This window comes from Streptomyces sp. NPDC007896, assembly GCF_042959425.1.
Lineage (GTDB): Bacteria > Actinomycetota > Actinomycetes > Streptomycetales > Streptomycetaceae > Streptomyces.
The window spans coordinates 1354597-1375439 of sequence record NZ_JBIBKX010000001.1 but is presented as its reverse complement, the minus strand read 5'-3'; the positions used below and the strand labels follow the sequence as shown (position 1 = coordinate 1375439).

At 70.7% G+C, this 20843-nt stretch carries 14 protein-coding genes and 1 pseudogene; 8 read left to right on the top strand and 7 right to left on the bottom strand.

Going from position 1 to position 20843, the window contains the following annotated elements; all coding sequences use genetic code 11:
- Positions 1–43 precede the first annotated feature (43 nt).
- The gene (locus ACFZDJ_RS06160) at positions 44–3790 is read left to right on the top strand and encodes an ABC transporter transmembrane domain-containing protein (protein ID WP_391056439.1); all 3747 of its coding nucleotides are present in this window, start codon (positions 44–46) and stop codon (positions 3788–3790) included.
- A gap of 2 nt (positions 3791–3792) precedes the next feature.
- Here the strand turns inward: ACFZDJ_RS06160 and ACFZDJ_RS06155 are convergent, their stop codons facing one another.
- Positions 3793–4269, bottom strand: coding sequence for a hypothetical protein (locus tag ACFZDJ_RS06155; RefSeq protein ID WP_391056438.1), 477 nt, complete (start codon positions 4267–4269; stop codon positions 3793–3795).
- 230 nt (positions 4270–4499) lie between these two features.
- Here ACFZDJ_RS06155 and ACFZDJ_RS06150 point away from each other — a divergent pair, with 230 nt between their 5' ends.
- Positions 4500–4826, top strand: a complete 327-nt coding sequence (locus tag ACFZDJ_RS06150; protein WP_391056868.1) for a hypothetical protein — start codon at positions 4500–4502, stop codon at positions 4824–4826.
- 107 nt (positions 4827–4933) lie between these two features.
- Positions 4934–6382, top strand: coding sequence for a S28 family serine protease (locus ACFZDJ_RS06145; RefSeq protein WP_391056436.1), 1449 nt, complete (start codon positions 4934–4936; stop codon positions 6380–6382).
- Positions 6383–6431: 49 nt separating this feature from the next.
- On the opposite strand, the gene ACFZDJ_RS06140 is transcribed toward ACFZDJ_RS06145, so the two are convergent.
- Both ACFZDJ_RS06140 and ACFZDJ_RS06135 read right to left on the bottom strand, forming a co-directional pair.
- On the bottom strand, positions 6432–7064 hold the full coding sequence (locus tag ACFZDJ_RS06140; RefSeq protein ID WP_390927055.1) for a hypothetical protein: 633 nt from the start codon (positions 7062–7064) through the stop codon (positions 6432–6434).
- Between the two features lie 159 nt (positions 7065–7223).
- On the bottom strand, positions 7224–8897 hold the full coding sequence (locus ACFZDJ_RS06135; protein WP_391056432.1) for a glycoside hydrolase family 3 N-terminal domain-containing protein: 1674 nt from the start codon (positions 8895–8897) through the stop codon (positions 7224–7226).
- A gap of 546 nt (positions 8898–9443) precedes the next feature.
- Between ACFZDJ_RS06135 and aroA the strand changes: the two genes are divergently transcribed.
- Positions 9444–10685, top strand: coding sequence for a 3-phosphoshikimate 1-carboxyvinyltransferase (gene aroA / locus ACFZDJ_RS06130; RefSeq protein ID WP_391056430.1), 1242 nt, complete (start codon positions 9444–9446; stop codon positions 10683–10685).
- 27 nt (positions 10686–10712) lie between these two features.
- Here the strand turns inward: aroA and hemC are convergent, their stop codons facing one another.
- Positions 10713–11648, bottom strand: coding sequence for a hydroxymethylbilane synthase (gene hemC / locus ACFZDJ_RS06125; RefSeq protein ID WP_391056427.1), 936 nt, complete (start codon positions 11646–11648; stop codon positions 10713–10715).
- Between the two features lie 83 nt (positions 11649–11731).
- Positions 11732–12532, bottom strand: a complete 801-nt coding sequence (locus ACFZDJ_RS06120) for a TIM barrel protein (protein WP_390927061.1) — start codon at positions 12530–12532, stop codon at positions 11732–11734.
- Between ACFZDJ_RS06120 and ACFZDJ_RS06115 the strand changes: the two are divergent.
- A pseudogene (locus ACFZDJ_RS06115) lies at positions 12428–14560 on the top strand (ABC transporter substrate-binding protein); the annotation flags it as partial. The gene ACFZDJ_RS06120 and the pseudogene ACFZDJ_RS06115 overlap by 105 nt on opposite strands.
- Before the next feature lie 13 nt (positions 14561–14573).
- Here the strand turns inward: ACFZDJ_RS06115 and ACFZDJ_RS06110 are convergent.
- On the bottom strand, positions 14574–15506 hold the full coding sequence (locus ACFZDJ_RS06110; RefSeq protein ID WP_390927063.1) for a GNAT family N-acetyltransferase: 933 nt from the start codon (positions 15504–15506) through the stop codon (positions 14574–14576).
- A gap of 659 nt (positions 15507–16165) precedes the next feature.
- Entirely contained in the window at positions 16166–17215 is a 1050-nt protein-coding gene (locus tag ACFZDJ_RS06105; RefSeq protein ID WP_384905805.1) for a LacI family DNA-binding transcriptional regulator, read from the bottom strand.
- A 287-nt stretch (positions 17216–17502) separates the two neighbouring features.
- Here ACFZDJ_RS06105 and ACFZDJ_RS06100 point away from each other — a divergent pair, with 287 nt between their 5' ends.
- From ACFZDJ_RS06100 to ACFZDJ_RS06090, 3 genes are read left to right on the top strand one after another with little or no spacing between them, the layout of a single operon-like run.
- Complete coding sequence (locus ACFZDJ_RS06100; protein WP_391056424.1) at positions 17503–18654, top strand: Gfo/Idh/MocA family oxidoreductase; 1152 nt, start codon at positions 17503–17505, stop codon at positions 18652–18654.
- On the top strand, positions 18651–19805 hold the full coding sequence (locus ACFZDJ_RS06095; RefSeq protein WP_391056422.1) for a DUF993 family protein: 1155 nt from the start codon (positions 18651–18653) through the stop codon (positions 19803–19805). Before ACFZDJ_RS06100 ends, ACFZDJ_RS06095 begins: the two co-directional genes overlap by 4 nt.
- On the top strand, positions 19802–20632 hold the full coding sequence (locus tag ACFZDJ_RS06090; RefSeq protein ID WP_390927069.1) for a TIM barrel protein: 831 nt from the start codon (positions 19802–19804) through the stop codon (positions 20630–20632). Before ACFZDJ_RS06095 ends, ACFZDJ_RS06090 begins: the two co-directional genes overlap by 4 nt.
- Positions 20633–20843: the final 211 nt, after the last annotated feature.

The window sequence follows — 20843 nt, the reverse complement described above, 5'->3', positions numbered from 1 at the left end:
GTTGGTGTCTTCCGGCGGAGTGAGATCTACGGAAGGCACCGGCGTGGTACTGGAGCAAGGGGACAAGGGCGGCTGGGCACAGCGGCTCGCCGGGTACGCGTGGCGGTACCCGAAGTACGTCCTGCTCGCGCTCGGCTCCTCGCTCGGCGGCATGGCGGTCCTGGCGGTGGTCCCGCTGATCACCAAGGTGATCATCGACGACGTCATCGGGAACCACAGCAAGGCCATGGCGCCCTGGGCGGGCGCGCTCATAGGCGCGGCCGTCCTCGTCTACGTCCTCACCTTCATCCGCCGCTACTACGGTGGCCGCCTCGCCCTCGACGTCCAGCACGACCTGCGGACCGAGATGTACAGGACGATCACCCGGCTCGACGGACGACGCCAGGACGAGCTGTCCACCGGCCAGGTCGTCGGCCGTGCCACCAGCGACCTCCAGCTGATCCAGGGCCTGCTCTTCATGCTCCCGATGACCATCGGGAACGTGCTGCTCTTTTTGATCTCTCTCGGGATCATGGCCTCGCTCTCCCTGCCCCTCACCCTGGTGGCGCTCGCCGTCGCCCCCGCTCTCTGGGTCGTCGCCAAGCGCAGCCGCTCCAAGCTGCACCCCGCTACCTGGTACGCGCAGGCGCAGGCCGCCGCCGTGGCGGGCGTCGTCGACGGCGCCGTCAGCGGCGTACGCGTGGTGAAGGGCTTCGGGCAGGAGGACCAGGAGACCGGGAAGCTCCGGGACGTCGGACGGCGGCTCTTCGCGGGGCGGCTGCGGACCATCCGGCTCAACGCCAAGTACACCCCGGCCCTCCAGGCCGTGCCCGCCCTCGGCCAGGTCGCGATGCTGGCGCTGGGCGGCTGGCTCGCCGTACGCGGACAGATCACGCTCGGCACCTTCGTCGCGTTCTCCTCGTACCTCTCCCAGCTCGTGGGGCCGGTGCGGATGCTCGCCGTGGTCCTCACCGTCGGACAGCAGGCCCGCGCGGGCGCCGAGCGCGTCCTCGAACTCATCGACACCGAGCCGTCGATCAAGGACGGCACCAAGACCCTCCCGGCCGACGCGCCCGCGACCGTCGAGTTCGACGACGTGTCCTTCGCCTACGAGGACGGGCGGCCGGTGCTCGACGGGCTGAGCTTCGAGATCCGCCCCGGCGAGACCCTCGCCGTGGTCGGCTCCTCCGGCTCCGGCAAGTCGACGGTCTCGCTCCTGATGCCCCGCTTCTACGACGTGACGCACGGCGCCGTCCTCATCGGCGGCCACGACGTCCGCGAGCTGACGCAGGAGTCGCTGCGCGCCGCGATCGGCCTGGTCCCCGAGGACTCCTTCCTCTTCTCCGACACCGTGCGCGCCAACATCGCCTACGGCCGCCCGGACGCCACCCAGGAGGAGATCGAGACCGCGGCCCGCGCCGCGCAGGCGGACCGTTTCATCGCCGAGCTGCCCGAGGGCTACGACACCAAGGTCGGCGAGCACGGCCTCACGCTCTCCGGCGGCCAGCGCCAGCGCGTCGCCCTCGCCCGCGCCATCCTCACCGACCCCCGCCTGCTCGTCCTCGACGACGCCACCTCCGCCGTGGACGCCCGCGTCGAGCACGAGATCCACGAGGCGCTCACGCATGTCATGGAGGGGCGCACCACCCTCCTCATCGCCCACCGCCGCTCCACCCTCAACCTCGCCGACCGCATCGCCGTCCTCGACGGCGGCAGCCTCGCCGCCATCGGCACCCACGAGGAACTCCAGCAGCGCTCCCCGCTGTATCGCCGCCTCCTGACCGACCCGGACGAGCTGGGCGGCGTCTCGCCCGGTCACGCCCAGCCCGTCGTGCCCCAGGAGGACACCTCCGTACGGGACGAGCTGGACGCAGAGTTCGACGCCGAGCGCGGGGTCACTCCCCATCTGTGGACCGGCGACCGGGAGCCCAAGGACAACGCCCTGTCCGGCATGCCCGCCACGCCCGAACTCCTCACCCTGGTCGAGGCGCTGCCCCCGGCCACCGACACCCCCGGCATCGACGAGGCGCGTGCGGTCAGGCCCGAGGAGTCGTACGGGCTGCGCAGGCTGCTGCGCGGCTTCGGTCTCCCGCTGCTCGTCAGCCTGGGTCTCGTGGCCGTGGACGCGGGCATGAGCCTGCTGCTGCCCGTGCTGATCCGGCACGGCATCGACCAGGGTGTGTCCCGGATGGCCCTCGGCGCGGTGTGGGCCGCCGCGACGCTGGCGCTGGTCACCGTGCTTGTCCAGTGGACCGCGCAGATCGGCGAGACCCGGATGACGGGCCGGACCGGCGAGCGGGTCCTCTACTCCCTCCGCCTGAAGATCTTCGCGCAGCTCCAGCGCCTCGGACTCGACTACTACGAGCGGGAGCTGACCGGCCGGATCATGACCCGGATGACGACGGACGTCGACGCGCTGTCGACGTTCCTCCAGACGGGCCTGGTCACCGCGTTCGTCTCGGTCGTCACCTTCTTCGGCATCATGGGCGTGCTGCTGGTGATCGACGTCCAGCTCGCGCTGGTTGTCTTCATCACCCTTCCGCCGCTGGTCATCGGCACCTTCTTCTTCCGCCGGGCGAGCGTGAAGGCGTACGAACTCGCCCGCGAACGGGTGTCGGCGGTCAACGCCGATCTCCAGGAGTCGGTCTCCGGACTGCTGATCCTGCAGGCGTTCCGGCGCGAGCGCACGGGCGGGCAGCGGTTCGCGGAGGGCAGCGACAGCTATCGCAGGGCGCGCATCCGCGGTCAGTGGCTGATATCGATCTACTTCCCGTTCGTGCAGCTGCTGGCGTCGGTCGCCTCGGCCTCGGTGCTGATCGTGGGCGCGCACCGGGTGGACGCCGGCACCCTCACGACGGGCGCGCTGGTCGCCTACCTCCTCTACATCGACCTGTTCTTCGCGCCCGTGCAGCAGCTCTCGCAGGTCTTCGACGGCTACCAGCAGGCCACGGTCTCGCTGGGCCGCATCCAGGAACTGCTCCAGGAGCCGACCTCGACGAAGGCCGCCGAGGCACCGCTGGACGTCCTTTCCCTGCGGGGCGAGATCGCCTTCGAGGACGTCGACTTCGCGTACGGCGCCGCCGCCGAGGCAGACGCGGAGGCGGCGCTCAGCGGTATCTCGCTGAGCATCCCCGCCGGACAGACCGTCGCCTTCGTCGGCGAGACCGGCGCGGGCAAGTCCACACTGGTGAAGCTGGTCGCCCGGTTCTACGACCCGACGGGCGGGCGGGTGACGGTCGACGGCACGGATCTGCGCTCGCTCGACCTGACCTCGTACCGGCACCGGCTCGGCGTCGTCCCCCAGGAGGCGTACCTCTTCCAGGGGACCGTCCGGGACGCCATCGCCTACGGGCGCCCCGACGCCACCGATGCCGAGGTGGAGGCCGCGGCCCGTGCGGTCGGCGCCCACGACATGATCGCCACGCTCGACGGCGGCTACCTCCACGAGGTCGCCGAGCGCGGCCGCAACCTCTCCGCGGGCCAGCGCCAGCTGATCGCGCTGGCGCGCGCCGAACTCGTGGACCCGGACGTGCTGCTCCTCGACGAGGCGACGGCGGCGCTGGACCTGGCGACGGAGGCCCTGGTCAACCAGGCCACCGACCGCCTCGCCGGACGCCGTACGACCCTCGTCGTCGCCCACCGCCTGACGACGGCCGCCCGCGCCGACCGGGTCGTGGTCATGGACCACGGCCGCGTCGCCGAGGACGGCACCCACGACGAACTCCTCCAGCTGGGCGGCCATTACGCGGAGTTGTGGAGGACGTTCGTCGGAGCCCCGGAGGAGGAAGAGCCGGTTCCCTCGTCGGCCTGAGTTCAGCTCTTCGCCTTGATGTCGGAGATCTTCTTCGTGGCCAGGTCCGACTGCACGGTCAGATAGGTGTACGTGGGGTGCTGGGCGGAGCCCCAGGTGAGGCGCACCGTCGACCAGGTGTGGCCCGCGCCGCTGTCTCCCGCCGTCACCTTCCACGCCCGCGGCACGTCCTGCGCGCGGAGCACCCCGTCGGCATGCTCGCGGCTCTCCCACTTCGCCAGGCGGGTGCGGAGATCCTTGGTCAGGTAGAAGGTGCGCAGCTGGGAGCCGAGGTGACCGCCTCCCTCGTCGGTGACCGCGTCGATGTAGGCGCCGTAGAAGTCGGCCACCCGGTCGTAGGCGGGACCGTTGGCACCGCTGCGGGCGGGCGGGGGAGCGCTGGAACCGGCGAACGCGGGCACGGAGGCACCCGCCGTGGCGAGGAGCGCCGCGGCGACGAGCGCGCCGACGGCCGTACGTGAACGTGACGTGCGGGACATGGATGAGCACCTTTCATTCGTTTTTCTGACCAGTTGGACACCGAACAAAGGGGTGCGGTTGCCCCAAACGTGGAAGAAAACCTCTCTCGGACGAAGGCAACCATCCGATGTACGTCCTGCGTCCGTACACCAGTACGCTGAATGGCCGGGGGAGGACGACAGTGGACCGTTGTGGTGCGATACGCCGGCGCCTGGCGCTGGGCCTTGCGGTGTTGACCGCGGCCGGGCTGATGGCGTTGATGAGCCCAGGCAGCGCGCAGGCGGCCGACTCGTACTGCTCGGGTCGCAAGGTCAGAACGCTCACCTTCTCGACCGGCTCCGTCCAGATCTACAAGCGCGACGGCTATGTCTGCGCGATGACCGTGCCCAACAAGCAGCAGTCCCGCAAACGGTCGATGTCCGTCAGCGTGCAGGCGCGTGGCAACCGGCCCGTGGTCGACGAGGGCAGCTTCTCGCACCACGCGGGCCCGGTGACCGTCCACGCGGGCCACCGCTGCGTCCGCGTCAAGGGCTCGGTCGGATCGGGTTCGGTGAGCTCGGACTGGATCCTCTGCTGAGCCGGCAAGGGCACAGCCTTCCCATAGGGTTTTCCCCATCTCCCCTGGTGCGCCTGTGAGTTGCTCCGATAGCTTCCAGCGCACATCCGTTTCACAGGGGAGTGTGCATGCGCAAGGCGCTCAGATGGCTGCTGGCGCTCACGGTGCTCATAGGCACGTTGAGCACGGCGGGAGCGGCCACCGCCGCCCAGCCGGAGGCCGCACCAGGCACCACAAGCACGGACACCGACATCAAGGACAGGCTGCTCGCGATACCGGGCATGAGCCTGATCGAGGAGAAGCCGTACACCGGCTACCGCTTCTTCGTTCTCAACTACACCCAGCCGATCGACCACCGGCACCCGTCCAAGGGCACGTTCCAGCAGCGGATCACCGTGCTGCACAAGGACGTCTCCCGCCCGACGGTCTTCTACACCGGCGGCTACAACGTCTCGACGAACCCCGGCCGCCGTGAGCCCACCCAGATCGTGGACGGCAACCAGGTCTCGATGGAGTACCGCTTCTTCACCCCGTCCCGGCCCGACCCGGCCGACTGGTCGAAGCTCGACATCTGGCAGGCGGCGAGCGACCAGCACCGCATCTTCGAGGCCCTCAAGCCGATCTACCACCAGAAGTGGCTCTCCACGGGCGGCTCGAAGGGCGGCATGACCGCCACGTACTACGAGCGCTTCTACCCGCGCGACATGGACGGCGTCGTCGCCTACGTCGCCCCCAACGACGTGGTGAACAACGAGGACTCGGCGTACGACCGCTTCTTCGAGAACGTCGGCACCAAGGAGTGCCGCGACAAGCTGAACGCCGTGCAGCGCGAGGCGCTGGTGCGGCGCGCGCCGCTGGAGAAGAAGTACGAGGCGTACGCCGCCGACAACGGCTACACCTTCACCACCATCGGAAGCCTCGACAAGGCGTACGAGGCGGTCGTGCTCGACTACGTGTGGGGCTTCTGGCAGTACAGCCTGCTCTCGGACTGCGACTCGATCCCGGCCGACGCCGCCCACGCGACCGATGACGCGATCTGGAACTCCGTCGACACCATCTCCGGCTTCTCGGCCTACGCCGACCAGGGCCTGGAGACGTACACGCCGTACTACTACCAGGCGGGTACGCAGCTCGGCGCGCCCACGATCCACTTCCCGAACATCGAGAAGAAGTACATCCGCTACGGCTACCAGCCGCCGCGGAACTTCGTGCCGCGCTCGATCCCGATGAGGTTCCAGCCGTGGGCCATGGCGGACGTGGACTCCTGGGTCCGCCACCACGCCGACCACATGCTCTTCGTCTACGGCCAGAACGACCCCTGGGGCGCGGAGCGCTTCCGGCTCGGCAAGGGCGCACGCGACTCGTACGTCTTCACCGCCCCCGGTCTGAACCACGGTGCCAACGTCGCGGGACTCGTCCCCGACGAGAAGGCCCTCGCGACGGCCCGCATCCTGGAGTGGGCGGGTGTCGCCTCGGCGACGGTCCAGGAGAACCCGTCGGCGGCGAGGCCCCTCGCGAAGTTCGACGCGAAGCTGGACCAGCGCGACATCGAGCGCGAGCCCGCACTGCGACCGTAACCCGGTTCACCCGCCGCAACCCGGTTCACCGGCTGCGTCCGCCCCTCGGCTACACCGGGCGGGCGCAGCCCACCGGTCTACTGCCGCCCAGTTGGACATAGAGGGCCGTGGACGACGGGCACTTGGCGCGGTCGAGGACCGCCGACGTCACCTTGTACTCCGGGGGCTTCTTGCCCTTGCCGTCGCACGCGGTCTCCCGCACCTGCCCGTCGCCGGAGCTGTAGACGCAGTCGCCGACGATGGTGCGGGGACCGCCGCCGCCGCCCGGATCGCCGGGGTGCGGGGCCTCCAGCTTGCGCATGCAGGCGTAACCCTGGGGGACGACCCCGTCGCCGTTCTCGTCCGAGGCGGGCCGGGTCTCGCTGATGTGCAGCACGAAGTCCGTGGTCGCGGGACACAGCGGCCCGTCGGCCACCTTGCCGTCGTAACGGGCGATCACCCGCGCGGCGGCCCGTTCGCTGCCGCAGGGCACCTCGGTGAAGCTGGTCGTCCCGAAGGAACTGCACTCGTCGACCGCGAGGAACACCGCCCCGTAGCCCGAGGGCTGGGTCGACGTCGTCCCCGCGCCGGGCTCGGCGCTCCCCGAGTCCGACCAGCGGTCGCATCCCGCGAGCGCGGCGACGGCCAGCAGCAGCGCGCAGAGCACCCCAACGGAACGCCGACCCGACGAGCTGGCTCGCATGGATTCCCCCCGATACCCCCGCCCAGCGTGACCCGTCGCGACGGGCACACGCCAGACATCCGGGGTGCTTTGCGTCCTTTGGGGGTGGTGCGCCGGGTGTGCGGCGTAGGGCCTGTACGCCATTCCCCACCCGGGGCGGTACGTCGGCCCATACCGGACCTAGTACGTCAATCCGTACCCGATCGGATACAGCGCCTTCGTCGGGTCGTCCGCCCGCTGCACCTCCACCGGCAGCCTCCCGCGGGGCCTCGCGCTGCCCGCGATCACTCGGGCGGCGGCGCGCAGTTCGACGTCCGTCCAGGAGTAGGCAGCCAAATAAGCGCGCACGTCAGGGAGTTGGGCCACGTCATACGGGTTGCGGATCGCGATCGCGACCACCGGGACGCCGGTGGCGACGAGCCGTTCGACGAGGGTCTTCTGCGACCCGGTCGCCGTCACGTTGTACGTGCCGACGACGACCGCGTCCACGCCCCTGGCAGCCGCCACCGCGCTGTCGATGCCCTCCGCGGAGGGCGCCGTTCCCGTGGACAGCGCCGTCGCCGTGAAACCCAGCTCGGTGAGGGCGGTCGCGAGGACGGTCGTGGGCGGTCCGTCGGTACCGGACGGCGAGGCGGGATCGGCGCCCACGACGAGGACGCGCGGGGTGCGCCGGCGCGAGAGCGGGAGCAGGCGCTCCTCGTTGACCAGCAGTGTCGTCGTGCGCTCGGCGATCCGGTCGGCCGTCCTGCGGTGCGCGGCGGTGCCGACCGTGTGGTCGACGCCGGTGTCGCTGACGTACGGGTTCTCCAGCAGGCCCAGCTTGGCCTTGAGGCGCAGGACGCGCAGGACGGACTCGTCGAGGCGGGCCTCGGTGAGCTCGCCGCCGCGCACGGCGTTCAGGACCGCGTGCCAGGCCACATCGATGGACGGCGGGTTGAGGAGCTGGTCGACACCGGCCTTGAGTGCCAGCACGGGGACGCGGTCGTCGCCGTACTTCGTCCGGACGCCCTCCATGCCGAGCGAGTCGGTCACCACGAGCCCGTCGTAGCCGAGTTCCTCGCGCAGGATGCCGGTGAGGATGGGGTGGGAAAGCGTCGCGGGGTCCCCGGACGGGTCGAGCGCCGGGACCATGATGTGGGCGGTCATGACCGAGTCGATGCCGGCGCGGACGGCGGCCCGGAAGGGCACGGCGTCGAGGGACGACCACAGCTCGCGGCTGTGCGTGATGACGGGGAAGCCGAAGTGGCTGTCGACGGCGGTGTCCCCGTGCCCCGGGAAGTGCTTCGCCGTGGCCGCGACCCCGACGCTCTGATAGCCCTTCACCTCTGCCGTCACCAGCCCGGCCACGGCGTCCGGATCGGCGCCGAAGGAGCGTACGCCGATGACCGGGTTGGCCGGGTTGACGTTCACGTCGGCGACCGGGGAGTAGTCCTGCCGGATGCCGAGGGCGCGCAGCTCGGCTCCGCCGAGGCGCCCGACCGTACGGGCGTCCTCCCGCGAGCCGCCGGCGCCCAGCGCCATCGCGCCCGGGAACAGTGTCGCGGGCTTGCCCACCCGGGCCACCGCTCCGTACTCCTGGTCGGTGGAGATGAGGACGGGCAGCCCGCGCGGCTGGTCGAGGGAGACTTTCTGGATGCCGTTCGAGAGGGCTGCGATCTGGTGCGGGTCGCGGGTGTTGTGCGTCCAGGTGAAGTAGATGATCCCGCCGACGCGGTACCTGGCGATCAGCTCGGCGGCCGTCCTGACGCCGAGCTCCTCCAGGTTGGCGTCGATGTCGGCCTGGTCGGGTGCGGTGGCCGAGTGGCCGTACACCCGCATCACGAAGAGCTGGCCGACCTTCTCCTCCAGCGTCATACGGGAGACGAGAGATCGGAGTGACGAATCGTCAGGTCGGTCCTCGGCCGCCCGGACGGAGCTGGTGCTCAAGGTCAGGGCCGCGGTGGTCCCGGCGGTGGCGGCGAGAACGGTACGTCTGGACGGTCTGGAAGATCTCGATGGCCCCACGTGCGCTCCTCCCTCATGAAGGAAACTTCCGAGGAGTCACGAATATCCAGGAAGTTTCTTCCAGTCAAGGGTGTGCACAGTATCCCGAGGAGGGGCCGTCACCGGCGCAGTTGGAGGGGGGCGCGCCGGTGACGGCGTGCTGTCGGCCGCAGGCGGCGGAGAGGGTGGTCAGCATTCGCAGCCAGCAGCGAGGCCGACACCGCTCTGCGGAGACTCATCCGGCAGCATGCGGATTGGACGAACCGGTGCGGGTCGGGGTTCCCCGGTTTCCGCCGGTTCGGGGAATTGGTGCGGGTGGGGCGAATGGGTGGGACGGTTCGACGCCGGGCTCGCGCAGACAGGTCCATTTGGCGGACGCTCCCGCGCCGGAGCAGGTCGGGGAGCCAGCATGAGGACATGGCCGTCGTCGACATCCCCGGTTCCAAGTCCATCACCGCGCGTGCGCTCTTCCTGGCGGCGGCGGCCGACGGGGTCACCACCCTCGTACGGCCGCTCCGGTCGGACGACACGGAAGGTTTCACGGAGGGCCTGACCCGGCTCGGCTACCGCGTCGGTCGCACCCCGCACGTCTGGCAGATCGACGGCCGCCCCCAGGGCCCGGCGGCCACCGACGCCGACGTGTACTGCCGCGACGGCGCGACCACCGCCCGCTTTCTGCCGACCCTCGCCGCCGCCGGACACGGCACCTACCGCTTCGACGCCTCCCCGCAGATGCGCCGCCGCCCACTGCTCCCGCTCACCCGCGCCCTGCGCGACCTCGGCGTCGACCTGCGGCACGAGGAGGCGGAGGGCCACCACCCGCTGCGGATCGCGGCGTCCGGGGTGGAGGGCGGTGACGTGATGCTCGACGCGGGCCAGTCCTCCCAGTACCTGACCGCCCTCCTGCTGCTCGGCCCGCTGACCCGCAAGGGCCTGCGCATCACCGTCACGGACCTGGTCTCGGCGCCGTACGTCGAGATCACGCTCGCGATGATGCGGACGTTCGGCGCGTCCGTGCGCCGGGAGGGCGAGGTGTTCGTGGTCTCGCCCGGCGGCTACCGCGCCACCACCTACGCCGTCGAGCCCGACGCCTCCACCGCGAGCTACTTCTTCGCCGCGGCCGCCCTGACCGGCCGCGAGGTGACGGTTCCTGGCCTGGGCACCGGCGCGCTCCAGGGCGATCTGGGCTTCGTCGACGTACTGCGGCGGATGGGGGCGCGGGTGGAGGTCGGCTCCGGCGGGACGACGGTCGCCGGCACCGGCGAACTGCGCGGCCTCACGGTCACCATGCGGGACATCTCCGACACCATGCCGACGCTGGCCGCGATCGCGCCCTTCGCCTCGGGCCCGGTCCGCATCGAGGACGTCGCCAACACACGTGTGAAGGAGTGCGACCGCCTGGACGCCTGCGCGGAGAACCTCCGGCGGCTGGGCGTACGGGTGGAGACCGGGGACGACTGGATCGAGATCCGCCCCGGTGCGCAGCCCGTGCCGGGCGCGGAGATCAAGACGTACGGTGACCACCGCATCGTCATGTCCTTCGCGGTGACCGGACTCCGCGCGCCGGGCGGCGTCTCGTTCGACGACCCCGGCTGCGTACGGAAGACGTTCCCCGCCTTCCACGAGACCTTCGCCGACTGGGCCGGCCCGCTGGGGTGATCAGCGGGGAGGATCAGGGGGGAGTGATCAGTGGGGGATGTCGTCGATCAGCTCGCGGGCGCCCTGACGCAGCAGGGCGACGGCGACGGACGTGCCGAGCGTCGCGGCGTCGAGGCGGCCCGCCCACTCGTGGGCGTTCAGTACGGTCTTGCCGTCCGGGGTGAACACGCAGGCGCGCAGGGACAGTTCGCCACTGCGGTGGGCCTTGGCGAAACCGGCGATCGGTGAGTTGCAGTGGCCCTGGAGGACGTGCAGGAACATCCGCTCCGCCGTGGCCTCGCGGTGCGTGTTGGGGTCGCCGAGGTCGCTGATCGTCTCGATCACCTCGGTGTCGCCCTCACGGCACTGGAGGGCGAGGATGCCCGCCCCGATCGGCGGCATCATCGTCTCGGGCGACAGGATCTCCGTGATCACGTCCGCCCGGCCGATCCGCTCCAGCCCCGACACCGCCAGCAGCAGCGCGTCCGCCTCACCCGCCGCCAGCTTCTCCAGCCGCCGGTTGGCGTTCCCCCGGAACGGCACGCACTCCAGGTGCGGGTGCGAGGCGGCCAGCTGGGCGCCCCGCCGTACCGACGAGGTGCCGATCCGCGTCCCCCGCGGCAGCTCGTCCAGCGTGAGCCCGTCCGGGTGCACGAGGGCGTCCCGGATGTCGTCCCGCGCCAGGAACGCGGCGAACATCGTCCCCGCCGGGAGGGGACGATCCGCGGGGATGTCCTTCACGCAGTGCACCGCGAGATCGGCCTCACCGGCCAGCAGCGCCGCGTCGACCTCCTTGGTGAACGCGCCCTTCCCCTCGACCTTGGCGAGGTCTCCCATCCACTTGTCACCGGTCGTCTTCACGGGCACGACCTCGGTGCGGATGTGCGGATGGAGCGCGCCCAACTCGGCCCGGACTCGCTGCACTTGGGCCAGGGCCATGGGCGAGTCGCGGGAGACGATACGGATCAGTTCCGGTGCCGACATGGCGTCCACGATAGCCCGTCGGCGAGGCGCGGCGAGCCGTGGGAAGCCGGTCCGGGCGGGTGTGCGTGTCCCCGGAACCGGTCCTAGGCGGAGTCGTTCAGCAGGCGCCCGAGGTGCTCCCGACCCGGCCCCAGCAGCTCAGGAAGCGGCGCGACCCCCTCGTACCACCGCTTCTCGTACTCCCAGCACAGCCAGCCGTCCCAGCCCTCCCGGGAGAGGAGTTCCACACAGTCGGCGAGGGGCAGGACGCCCGCGCCGAGGGGGAGCGGGGTGGTGTCCTCGGCGGAGGCGATGTCCTTGACCTGGAGGTAGCCGAGGTAGGTGCACAGGGCCGCGTAGGTCTCCGCCGGCTCCTCGCCGCCGAGCCAGGTGTGCATGACGTCCCACAGCGAGCCCACGTGGTGGTGCCCGACCAGGCCCAGGATCCTGATCGCGTCCGCGCCGGTGCGGTGCGAGTCATGGGTCTCCAGCAGGATCCGTACGCCAAGGTCGGCGGCGTACTCCGCCGCCGTGCCGAGCCGCCGGGCCGCCGTCGCGTCCGCCTCCTCGACGCTCTGCTCGGAACTCGCGCCCGGAAAGACGCGTACGAACGGGGCGCCCAGGTCGTGGGCGAGGTCGAGGAGCTCCTTGATCTCGGCGACGACGGTGTCGTCGTCGCCCGGTGCCGCCACCCGCGCGTAGCCCGCCACGCCGAGGATCTCGATGCCGCCCGCCTTGAACGCGGCGACCACCTCGGCCCGTTCTGCCGCCCCGATCCCGGGGTGCACCGGCTCCTCTGGATGCGCGCGCAGCTCCACGCCGTGGTAGCCGTGCGCGGCGGCGAGTCGTACGACGTCGGGGATGGGGAGCCCGGGTACGCCGAGCGTGGAAAATGCCAGCTTCATGCGCACGGACCCTACTCGCGTGCCGATGTCGGCCGTTGTCGATCAAAAGGAGAGTCGAAAGGAAAATCGGTGGTGGGTGGTTCGGGAGGTCCTTTTCCACAAGCACTACGACGTGCCCTTTGTGTCGCTAAGATGCCGAAATCGCCGGCGTGCGGGGGAAGCATGCGACTTGATATCGAAGTGCTCGAAGACGACGGGAGACAGCTTCGCGCACTGCAGCGCTGGCTGATGCGGGATCCGGACACGGCGAAGGCGAGTCTTTCCCTGCGGGACCGTCAGGAACGACCGGGCACCACGGGCGGCGGCCTGGAACTGATCAACGTGGTGCTCAGCAACGCCGTGGGCCTCGGCGGACTGCTCCTCGCCGTCGCCAACTGGCGCCAGTCGCGTGGGAACGGGCCCGAGGTGCGGGTGGAACACCGCGGTGTCACCGTCACCGTGAGCGGAGCCGACCCGCGGCACATCGAACGGTTGGTGCGGCAGCTGTCCGGACCGGGCTCCGAGGCCGGTGACGACACGCCGGACCCCGGCATGTCCGACCGTCCCTACACCGCCCTGCGCTACCAGGACATCCGTGAGCTGCTCCTGAGCCCCCAGGTCCGGGCCCGCCGCAAGGTCGTGATCCTCGACTGCTGCTGGAGCGGTCTCGCCCTGCACGGTGCGATGTCCGCCACGGGACTGGGCGGGATGTCGGACATCGGCGGCACGTTCGTGCTGACCGCGACCTCGGAGACCCGGACGGCGCTCGCACCGCCGGGAGAGACGTACACGGCGTTCACGGGCGAGCTGATCGGCGCCCTCGAACAGGGGGTTCCGGAAGCGCCGCCGCTGCTGACCATGACGACGCTGTACCGCCATCTGCATGACGCCCTGGTGTCCAAGGGGCGTCCGACGCCGCAGCAGCGCAACGGCAACACGGCGGGCGCGATCGCCCTGGCCCGCAACCGCTACCGGTGGCCCGCGCTCGAACCCGAACCCGAGCCCGAGCCGGTCGAGCAGCCGTCGCCACCGCCGGAGGACGTGAAGCCGCTCCCGGTGGCGTTGAACCTCATCGAAGGAGGGGGATCGGACGGGGGGTCTTCGGGCGGCACGGGATCCGGTGCGGATACGAAGGCCAAGGGCGGCCTGACCGTAAGGATCGGCGTGAGCGCACCCCTGAGCGGCCAATTAACCGAGCTCGGCCAAGGCATCAAGAACTCGGCGGAACTCGCCGCCGAGGCGGCCAACACCGAGAACCTCGTCCCGGGCGTCACCTTCAAGATCAAAGCTCTGGACGACAAGGCCCCGCCCAGCGTTGGGCAGCAGAACGCCGTCGAGTTCGTCGCCGACCGTGATGTCGTGGGGGTGGTGGGTCCCCTGAACGCCGGTGTGGCCCAGGCCATGCAGAGCGTGTTCTACGCCGCCCACCTGCCCCAGATCTCGCCGTCGAACACCGCACCGGCTCTCACCCTGGGCGATGACTATCGGAACGGCACGATTTCCAGGCCGTACAACACCTATTTCCGCACGGTGGCCAATGACACGGCGCAGGCACTTGCCGCTGCCAAGTACCTGTACCGGACAGACGGGCGCCGCAAGGCATTCGTCATCGATGACAAGCAGACCTACGGCGTCTCACTGGTCCAGTCGTTCAAGAAGGCGTTCCGCGACGAGGGCGGGACCATCGTGGGGGAGAGTCAAGTGGATGCCACCCAGCGCGACTTCGCGGCGCAGATCGCGAAGGCCCGGGGAGCGGGGGCCGACGTCGTGTACTTCGGGGGCCAGTACGACGTCGGGGGCCCGCTGAGCAAACAGCTCCACGCCGAGTGTCCCAACGGTTCCTTGGCGGGCGGCGACGGCCTTCTGGCGACCAAATACGCCGACCTGGCCGGCACCGCCGCCGAAGGCGACATCTGCACCATGGGCGGCGCCGTTCCCGACTCGCTTGCCTCGGCCAAGACCTTCATCAAGGACTACAAGGCGGCGGGCTACAAGGCCCCGTACGGCGCGTACGGCGGCTACGCCTATGACGCGACCACGGCACTGATCCGGGCCTTCAAATTCACTCCTCCGTGCCGTGCAGATCCAACCGCCAGTCCTGACCGGTCAGGTCCGCGCCGAACGAGCGGTGCGGTTTCTCGGCGACGAGGACGAAACCGTGGCGCTGGTAGATGCGGCGGGCGGCGGAGAGCACGTCGTTGGTCCACAGGACCAGGTCCCGGTAGCCGCCGTCCCGTGCGAAGTCGATGACGGCCTCGACCAGCCGGTCGCCGATGCGCAGCCCGCGCGCGTCGGGCTCGACGAGGAGGAGACGGAGGCGGGCGGTCCCGGGCGCGTCGTCGCGTACGCACATCACGCAGCCCACCGGCCGTCCGTCCAGCTCGGCGATCCACACCCGCTCCAGGTGCGGATCGTGGTCCTCGGCGAAGTCCGCCACGATCCGGGCGACCAGTCCCTCGTAGTCGGTGTTCCAGCCGTACTCGGCGGCGTACAGCGCGGCGTTGCGCTGCACGATCCAGCCGAGGTCGCCGGGGCCGGGGTCGCGCAGGACGACATCCTCGCGGCGGGGCGGGCGCCCGGAGGAGAGCAGCGTGCGCACGGTGTGCATCGCCTCGGCGAGCCGGGGGCGGTCGTCGGCCGGGACGGTCGCCAGGAGTGCCCCCACCGATTCCCGTGAGCGCTCGTCCAGCAGGGCCGCCGTCTTCCTGCCCTGTGCGGTGAGTGTGATGCGCCGCCGCCGCGGGTCCCGCTCCGAGGGTGTCCGCTCGATCAGGCCGTCCTGCTCGAACTTGTTCAGGATGCGGCTCAAGTAACCGGCATCCAGGGACAGTTCGGTGCGGAGGTCGGCGGCGTCGGTGCGGGGGGAGTGGGCGAGCTCGTACAGCACGCGGGACTCGGTGAGGGTGTAGGGGGCGTAGAGGTGGCGGCCGTAGTCGAGGGCGCCGATGACGTTCGTGTAGAAGCGGTTGAAGGAGCGGATGTCCTGGACGGTCATGATCACTCAACCCCGGATGATCGGTGCCGGTTGCTCGGACGTGATAGTTGACTCAGTCAGAGGTATGGGTCGAGCCTACGGCTTCGGCCAAGCGTGGGCAACGGTCGGGCAACTCCCCGGTGCCGACCAGTCGTTCCCCCCCCGTCAGGAGAAGGGGCACCGTCCGCACGTGTGATCGCGGGGGCCCGGTGGGTGGGTCGGGGCCGTGCCGGTACGTCGAGCCCGTCGCCGCCGGATCAGGCGTGGGCCGGGCAAGGGAGCCGCTGCTCGATCCGAACGTAAGCGACGGGCTTGCGACGCACCGCCACGGCCCCTTCCGTGCGTCACTCGGCTGGGCGAGTGGGACTGCACGGTCCCTTCCGTGCGTCACTCGGCTGAGGGCGAGTGGGACTGCACGGTCCCTTCCGTACGTGGTTCGGCTGAGGGTGGGTGGCGGCTGGTCGCGGCGTTCGCCGCGCTCCTCAGGAGCGCCGGGGCGCAGCCCCGTGCGCCAGGGGCGCGGGGAACTGCGCGACCGGCCCCCACCGGCCCGCAGCCGAAGAACCCACCTCGGGGGTCTGGGGGCGGAGCCCCCAGGTAGGGATGATGGGGGTCCCCCCTGCTCGAGCGAAGCCGAGAGCTTGGGGGAGGGTAGGGGCGGCGGGGGCGAAAACCCCCGTTCAGGCCCGCGGCACCCCCGTAGAGCCCCGCACCATCAATTCCCCCCGCACCGTCGCGATCCCGCCCGGCGGCGGCTCCTCGCGGCCCATCGCGATGCGGCCGGCCCGGGCCCCCGCCTCCGACAGCGGCAACCGCACCGTCGTCAGCGCGGGTACCGCGTCGATGCTGAAGGGGAGGTCGTCGAAGCCGGCGACGGACACGTCGTCGGGGATACGCAGGCCCGCCTCGCGCAGCGCCGCGCACGCGCCGAGGGCGACGGTGTCGTTGGCGGCGACGACAGCCGTCAACGACGGGTCGCGGCGCAGGAGTTCGAGCGTCGCCTCGTAGCCGGCGCGACGGTCGTAGCGTCCGTGCACCGTGCGACGCGGATCGTCCTCGATGTCGTGCGCGGCCAGCGCGGCGCGGTGTCCCTCCAGACGGTGCCGGGTCGTCGTCCGCTCCTCAGGGCCCGCGATGTAGCCGAGCCGGCGGTGGCCGAGCCCGATCAGGTGCTCGGTGAGCTGCCGGCCGCCGCCCCGGTTGTCGAAGGTGAGCGCGATCGCCTCGGGGGCGTCGGGCGCGGGCGGCCGTCCGCACAGGACCACCTGGGTCCCCGCGTCCCCGAGCTTGCGCAGCTTCGCCGCGACCGCCGCGGCGTGCGGCGCGTCCTCGACGGCACCGCCCGTCAGGACGACCGCGGCGGCGCGCTGGCGCTGAAGGAGCGTGAGGTAGGTCAGCTCACGCTCCGGGGAGCCGCCGGTGTTGCATACGACCCCGAGCCGTTCGCCGCCCGCACGCCCCCCGGGGCCGCCGATCTCCGACTGGATCGCGGCCGCCATGATCCCGAAGAAGGGGTCGGCGATGTCGTTCACCAGGATGCCGACCAGGTCGGAGGTGGCTGCGGCCAGCGAACTCGCGGGCCCGTTCAGTACGTAGTCCAGGTCGTCCACCGCGCGCAGCACCCGCTCGCGCGTGGACGCCGCGACGGGATAGTTCCCGTTCAGCACCCGGGACACGGTCGCGGGCGAGACCTGCGCCCGCGCCGCCACGTCCGCCAGGGTCACGGTCATCTCGTCGTCCTCCGGTCACGCATCTCGTAGCACCTCATCGTGCTTCTCGTGCTCGCTGTGCTCTTCGGCCTGCCGTACCCGTCGTGCTCGTAGTGCTCGTAGTGCTCCATCCGACCGTGCTCACGCCCCCTACGTCCAGCCGTCCGGACGGTCGAACATCTCGTCGTCCGTATGGTCTTGTCCAATCGGCTCGACAGAGGCTAACTTCTTCTTGAGTAGAAAGCGCTTGCTGTCACGTTCACCAGTGGGGCGTACGCGGCGCGGAACCCGCGTACGAAGGGAATCACGTGACACGCAAGACGGTGCGAATCGCCATGAACGGCGTGACGGGGCGCATGGGCTACCGCCAGCACCTCGTCCGCTCGATTCTCGCCCTGCGCGACCAGGGCGGCCTCGACCTCGGCGACGGCACGGTGCTGTGGCCCGAGCCGGTCCTCGTCGGCCGCCGCGAGCACGCGCTGAAGGCGCTCGCCGAGCAGCACGGCCTGGAGCACTGGTCGACGGACGTGGACGAGGTCCTCGCCGACCCGACCGTGGACCTCTACTTCGACGCCCAGGTGACTTCCGCCCGCGAGGAGGCCATCAAGAAGGCCATCGCCGCGGGCAAGCACATCTACACCGAGAAGCCCACCGCCACCGGCCTCGACGGCGCCCTGGAGCTGGCCCGCCTCGCCCACGAGAAGGGCATCAAACACGGGGTCGTGCAGGACAAGCTCTTCCTCCCGGGGCTGCTGAAACTCAAGCGGCTCATCGACGGGGGCTTCTTCGGACGGATTCTTTCCATCCGCGGGGAGTTCGGCTACTGGGTCTTCGAGGGCGACTGGCAGAGCGCCCAGCGGCCCTCCTGGAACTATCGCGCGCAGGACGGCGGCGGCATCGTCGTCGACATGTTCCCGCACTGGGAGTACGTGCTCCACGAGCTGTTCGGCCGGGTCACCTCCGTCCAGGCGCTCACCGCCACCCACATCCCGCAGCGCTGGGACGAGCAGGACAAGCCGTACGACGCCACCGCCGACGACGCCGCGTACGGCGTCTTCGAGCTGGAGGGTGGCGCCATCGCCCAGATCAACTCCTCCTGGGCGGTGCGCGTCAACCGCGACGAGCTGGTCGAGTTCCAGGTCGACGGGACGGAGGGGTCGGCCGTCGCCGGGCTGCGCAACTGCCGCGTCCAGCACCGGTCCGCCACCCCCAAGCCGGTCTGGAACCCGGACATCCCGGCCACCTACTCCTTCCGCGACCAGTGGCAGGAGATCCCCGACAACGCCGAGTTCGACAACGGCTTCAAGGCGCAGTGGGAGCTGTTCCTGCGGCATGTGTACGCCGACGCCCCCTACCAATGGGACCTCCTCGCCGGCGCCCGCGGCGTCCAGCTCGCCGAACTGGGGCTGAAGTCCTCGGCCGAGGGCCGCCGTCTCGACGTGCCGGAGATCTCGCTGTGACCATTCGACTGCCGGGTTCGAACGGCGTGTTGAGGGCCTATGAGCCGCGTGCCACCCCGCTCGCCCTCGCCACCGGCGCGCCCTTCACCTCCCGTACGGTCTTCTCGGCCGCGCATGTCGTCGCCGACCCGTTCGCGGACGTCTCGCCCGACTCGGCCGCCGCCGTGGACTGGGACGCCACCCTCGCGTTCCGCCGCCACCTGTGGTCCCACGGGCTCGGCGTCGCCGAGGCGATGGACACCGCGCAGCGCGGGATGGGCCTCGACTGGGCGGGCGCGGCGGAACTCATCCGCCGGTCGGCGGCGGAGGCGAAGGCGGTCGGGGGCCGTGTCGCGTGCGGTGTCGGCACCGATCAGCTCACCGGGCCGGCCTTGCTGCCGGAGGTGCGCACGGCGTACGAGGAGCAGCTCGCCCTCGTCGAGGAGTCGGGGGCGCAGGCCATCCTCATGGCCTCCCGGGCGCTGACGGCGACCGCGAAGGGGCCCGAGGACTACCTGGAGGTCTACGGGCATCTGCTCCGCCAGGCGTCCGAGCCCGTGATCCTGCACTGGCTCGGCCCCATGTTCGACCCGGCCCTCGAGGGCTACTGGGGGTCGGGCGACCTGGACGCGGCGACGGACGTCTTCCTGGAGGTCATCGCGGCCCACCCGGACAAGGTCGACGGCATCAAGGTCTCCCTCCTCGACGCCCAGCGCGAGGTCGACCTGCGCCGCCGCCTGCCGCAGGGCGTCCGCTGCTACACGGGTGACGACTTCAACTACCCCGAGCTGATCGCGGGCGACGAGCAGGGCTTCAGCCACGCCCTGCTCGGCATCTTCGATCCGCTGGGTCCGCTCGCGGCGGAGGCGGTACGGGTGCTCGACACCGGAGATGTGAAGGGCTTCCGTGAGCTTCTCGACCCCACCGTCGAGCTCTCCCGCCATCTTTTCGAGGCGCCGACCCGGTTCTACAAGACGGGCGTCGTCCTGCTGGCGTGGCTGGCCGGGCACCAGGAACACTTCACCATGGTCGGCGGGCTCCAGTCGGCCCGCTCGCTGCCGCACTTCGCGCGGGCGTACGAGCTGGCGGACACCCTGGGCCTGTTCCCGCACCCGGAGCTCGCCGAGGCCCGGATGAAGACCCTGCTGGCGCTGTACGGAGTGACCTCATGAGCAGTCTCGCCCGTTTCTCCCTCAACCAGATGACGGTCAAGCAGCTGTCGATGCCCGAACTGGTCGAGTCCTGCCTCGAGCTGGGGATCCCGGGCGTCGGACTCTGGCGTGAACCCGTCCAGTCGTACGGCCTCGACGCCACCGCCAAACTCGTCCGCGACGCCGGTCTGGCCGTCACCACGCTCTGCCGCGGTGGCTTCTTCACGGCGATCGACCCGCGGGAGCGGACGCGAGCGCTCGACGACAACCGTGCGGCCGTCGACGAGGCCGCGACCCTCGGCACCGACACCCTGGTTCTGGTCTCCGGGGGTTTGCCGGCCGGCTCGAAGGACCTGCGCGGCGCGCGGGAGCGGATCGCCGACGCGCTGGGGGAGCTGGGCCCGTACGCCGCCGAGCGGGGCGTACGGCTGGCCATCGAGCCCCTGCACCCCATGTACGCCGCGGACCGTTGTGTGGTGTCCACCCTCGCCCAGGCCCTGGATCTCGCGGAACGTTTCCCCGCGGACCAGGTGGGCGTCACCGTCGACACGTACCACATCTGGTGGGACGACACGGCTCCCGCGCAGATCGCCCGCGCGGGCGCCGGCGGCCGTATCCACACCTTCCAGCTCGCGGACTGGACGACGCCGTTGCCCGAGGGCGTCCTCAACGGCCGCGGTCAGATCGGCGACGGTTCGATCGACATGCGGGAGTGGCGGGGGTACGTCGAGGCGGCGGGATATTCCGGGCCGATCGAGGTCGAGCTGTTCAACGACGGGCTGTGGGCGCGGGACGGGCGGGAGGTGCTGGCGGAGACGGCGGCACGGTTCGTGGAGCACGCCGGGTAGCCGGTCGGCTGGCCGCCGTCACTTCTCCCGCCCAGGGTGGACACGCCCTGGAGCGGGGCCTCCGAGCATCCCGAAAAAATCTCGGAAGGCCGTGCAACCCTTCCCCCACCCCGCGTGTCGTACTTGGCATCAGGACTTCTGGAGGGGGATCCGGGGGGATCGCGGGGGTTCTGATGCAGGAGGGGAAAACCGAGGGGCCTGGTCGACGGAC

Bases quoted from the DNA above. Each gene is read 5' to 3' on its own strand.
- ACFZDJ_RS06155 (WP_391056438.1), bottom strand. From the start codon at position 4,269: ATGTCCCGCACGTCACGTTCACGTACGGCCGTCGGCGCGCTCGTCGCC.
- ACFZDJ_RS06150 (WP_391056868.1), top strand. From the start codon at position 4,500: ATGGCGTTGATGAGCCCAGGCAGCGCGCAGGCGGCCGACTCGTACTGC.
- ACFZDJ_RS06145 (WP_391056436.1), top strand. From the start codon at position 4,934: ATGCGCAAGGCGCTCAGATGGCTGCTGGCGCTCACGGTGCTCATAGGC.
- ACFZDJ_RS06140 (WP_390927055.1), bottom strand. From the start codon at position 7,064: ATGCGAGCCAGCTCGTCGGGTCGGCGTTCCGTTGGGGTGCTCTGCGCG.
- ACFZDJ_RS06135 (WP_391056432.1), bottom strand. From the start codon at position 8,897: ATGACGCTGGAGGAGAAGGTCGGCCAGCTCTTCGTGATGCGGGTGTAC.
- aroA (WP_391056430.1), top strand. From the start codon at position 9,444: ATGGCCGTCGTCGACATCCCCGGTTCCAAGTCCATCACCGCGCGTGCG.
- hemC (WP_391056427.1), bottom strand. From the start codon at position 11,648: ATGTCGGCACCGGAACTGATCCGTATCGTCTCCCGCGACTCGCCCATG.
- ACFZDJ_RS06120 (WP_390927061.1), bottom strand. From the start codon at position 12,532: ATGAAGCTGGCATTTTCCACGCTCGGCGTACCCGGGCTCCCCATCCCC.
- ACFZDJ_RS06110 (WP_390927063.1), bottom strand. From the start codon at position 15,506: ATGACCGTCCAGGACATCCGCTCCTTCAACCGCTTCTACACGAACGTC.
- ACFZDJ_RS06105 (WP_384905805.1), bottom strand. From the start codon at position 17,215: ATGACCGTGACCCTGGCGGACGTGGCGGCGCGGGCGCAGGTCTCGCCC.
- ACFZDJ_RS06090 (WP_390927069.1), top strand. From the start codon at position 19,802: ATGAGCAGTCTCGCCCGTTTCTCCCTCAACCAGATGACGGTCAAGCAG.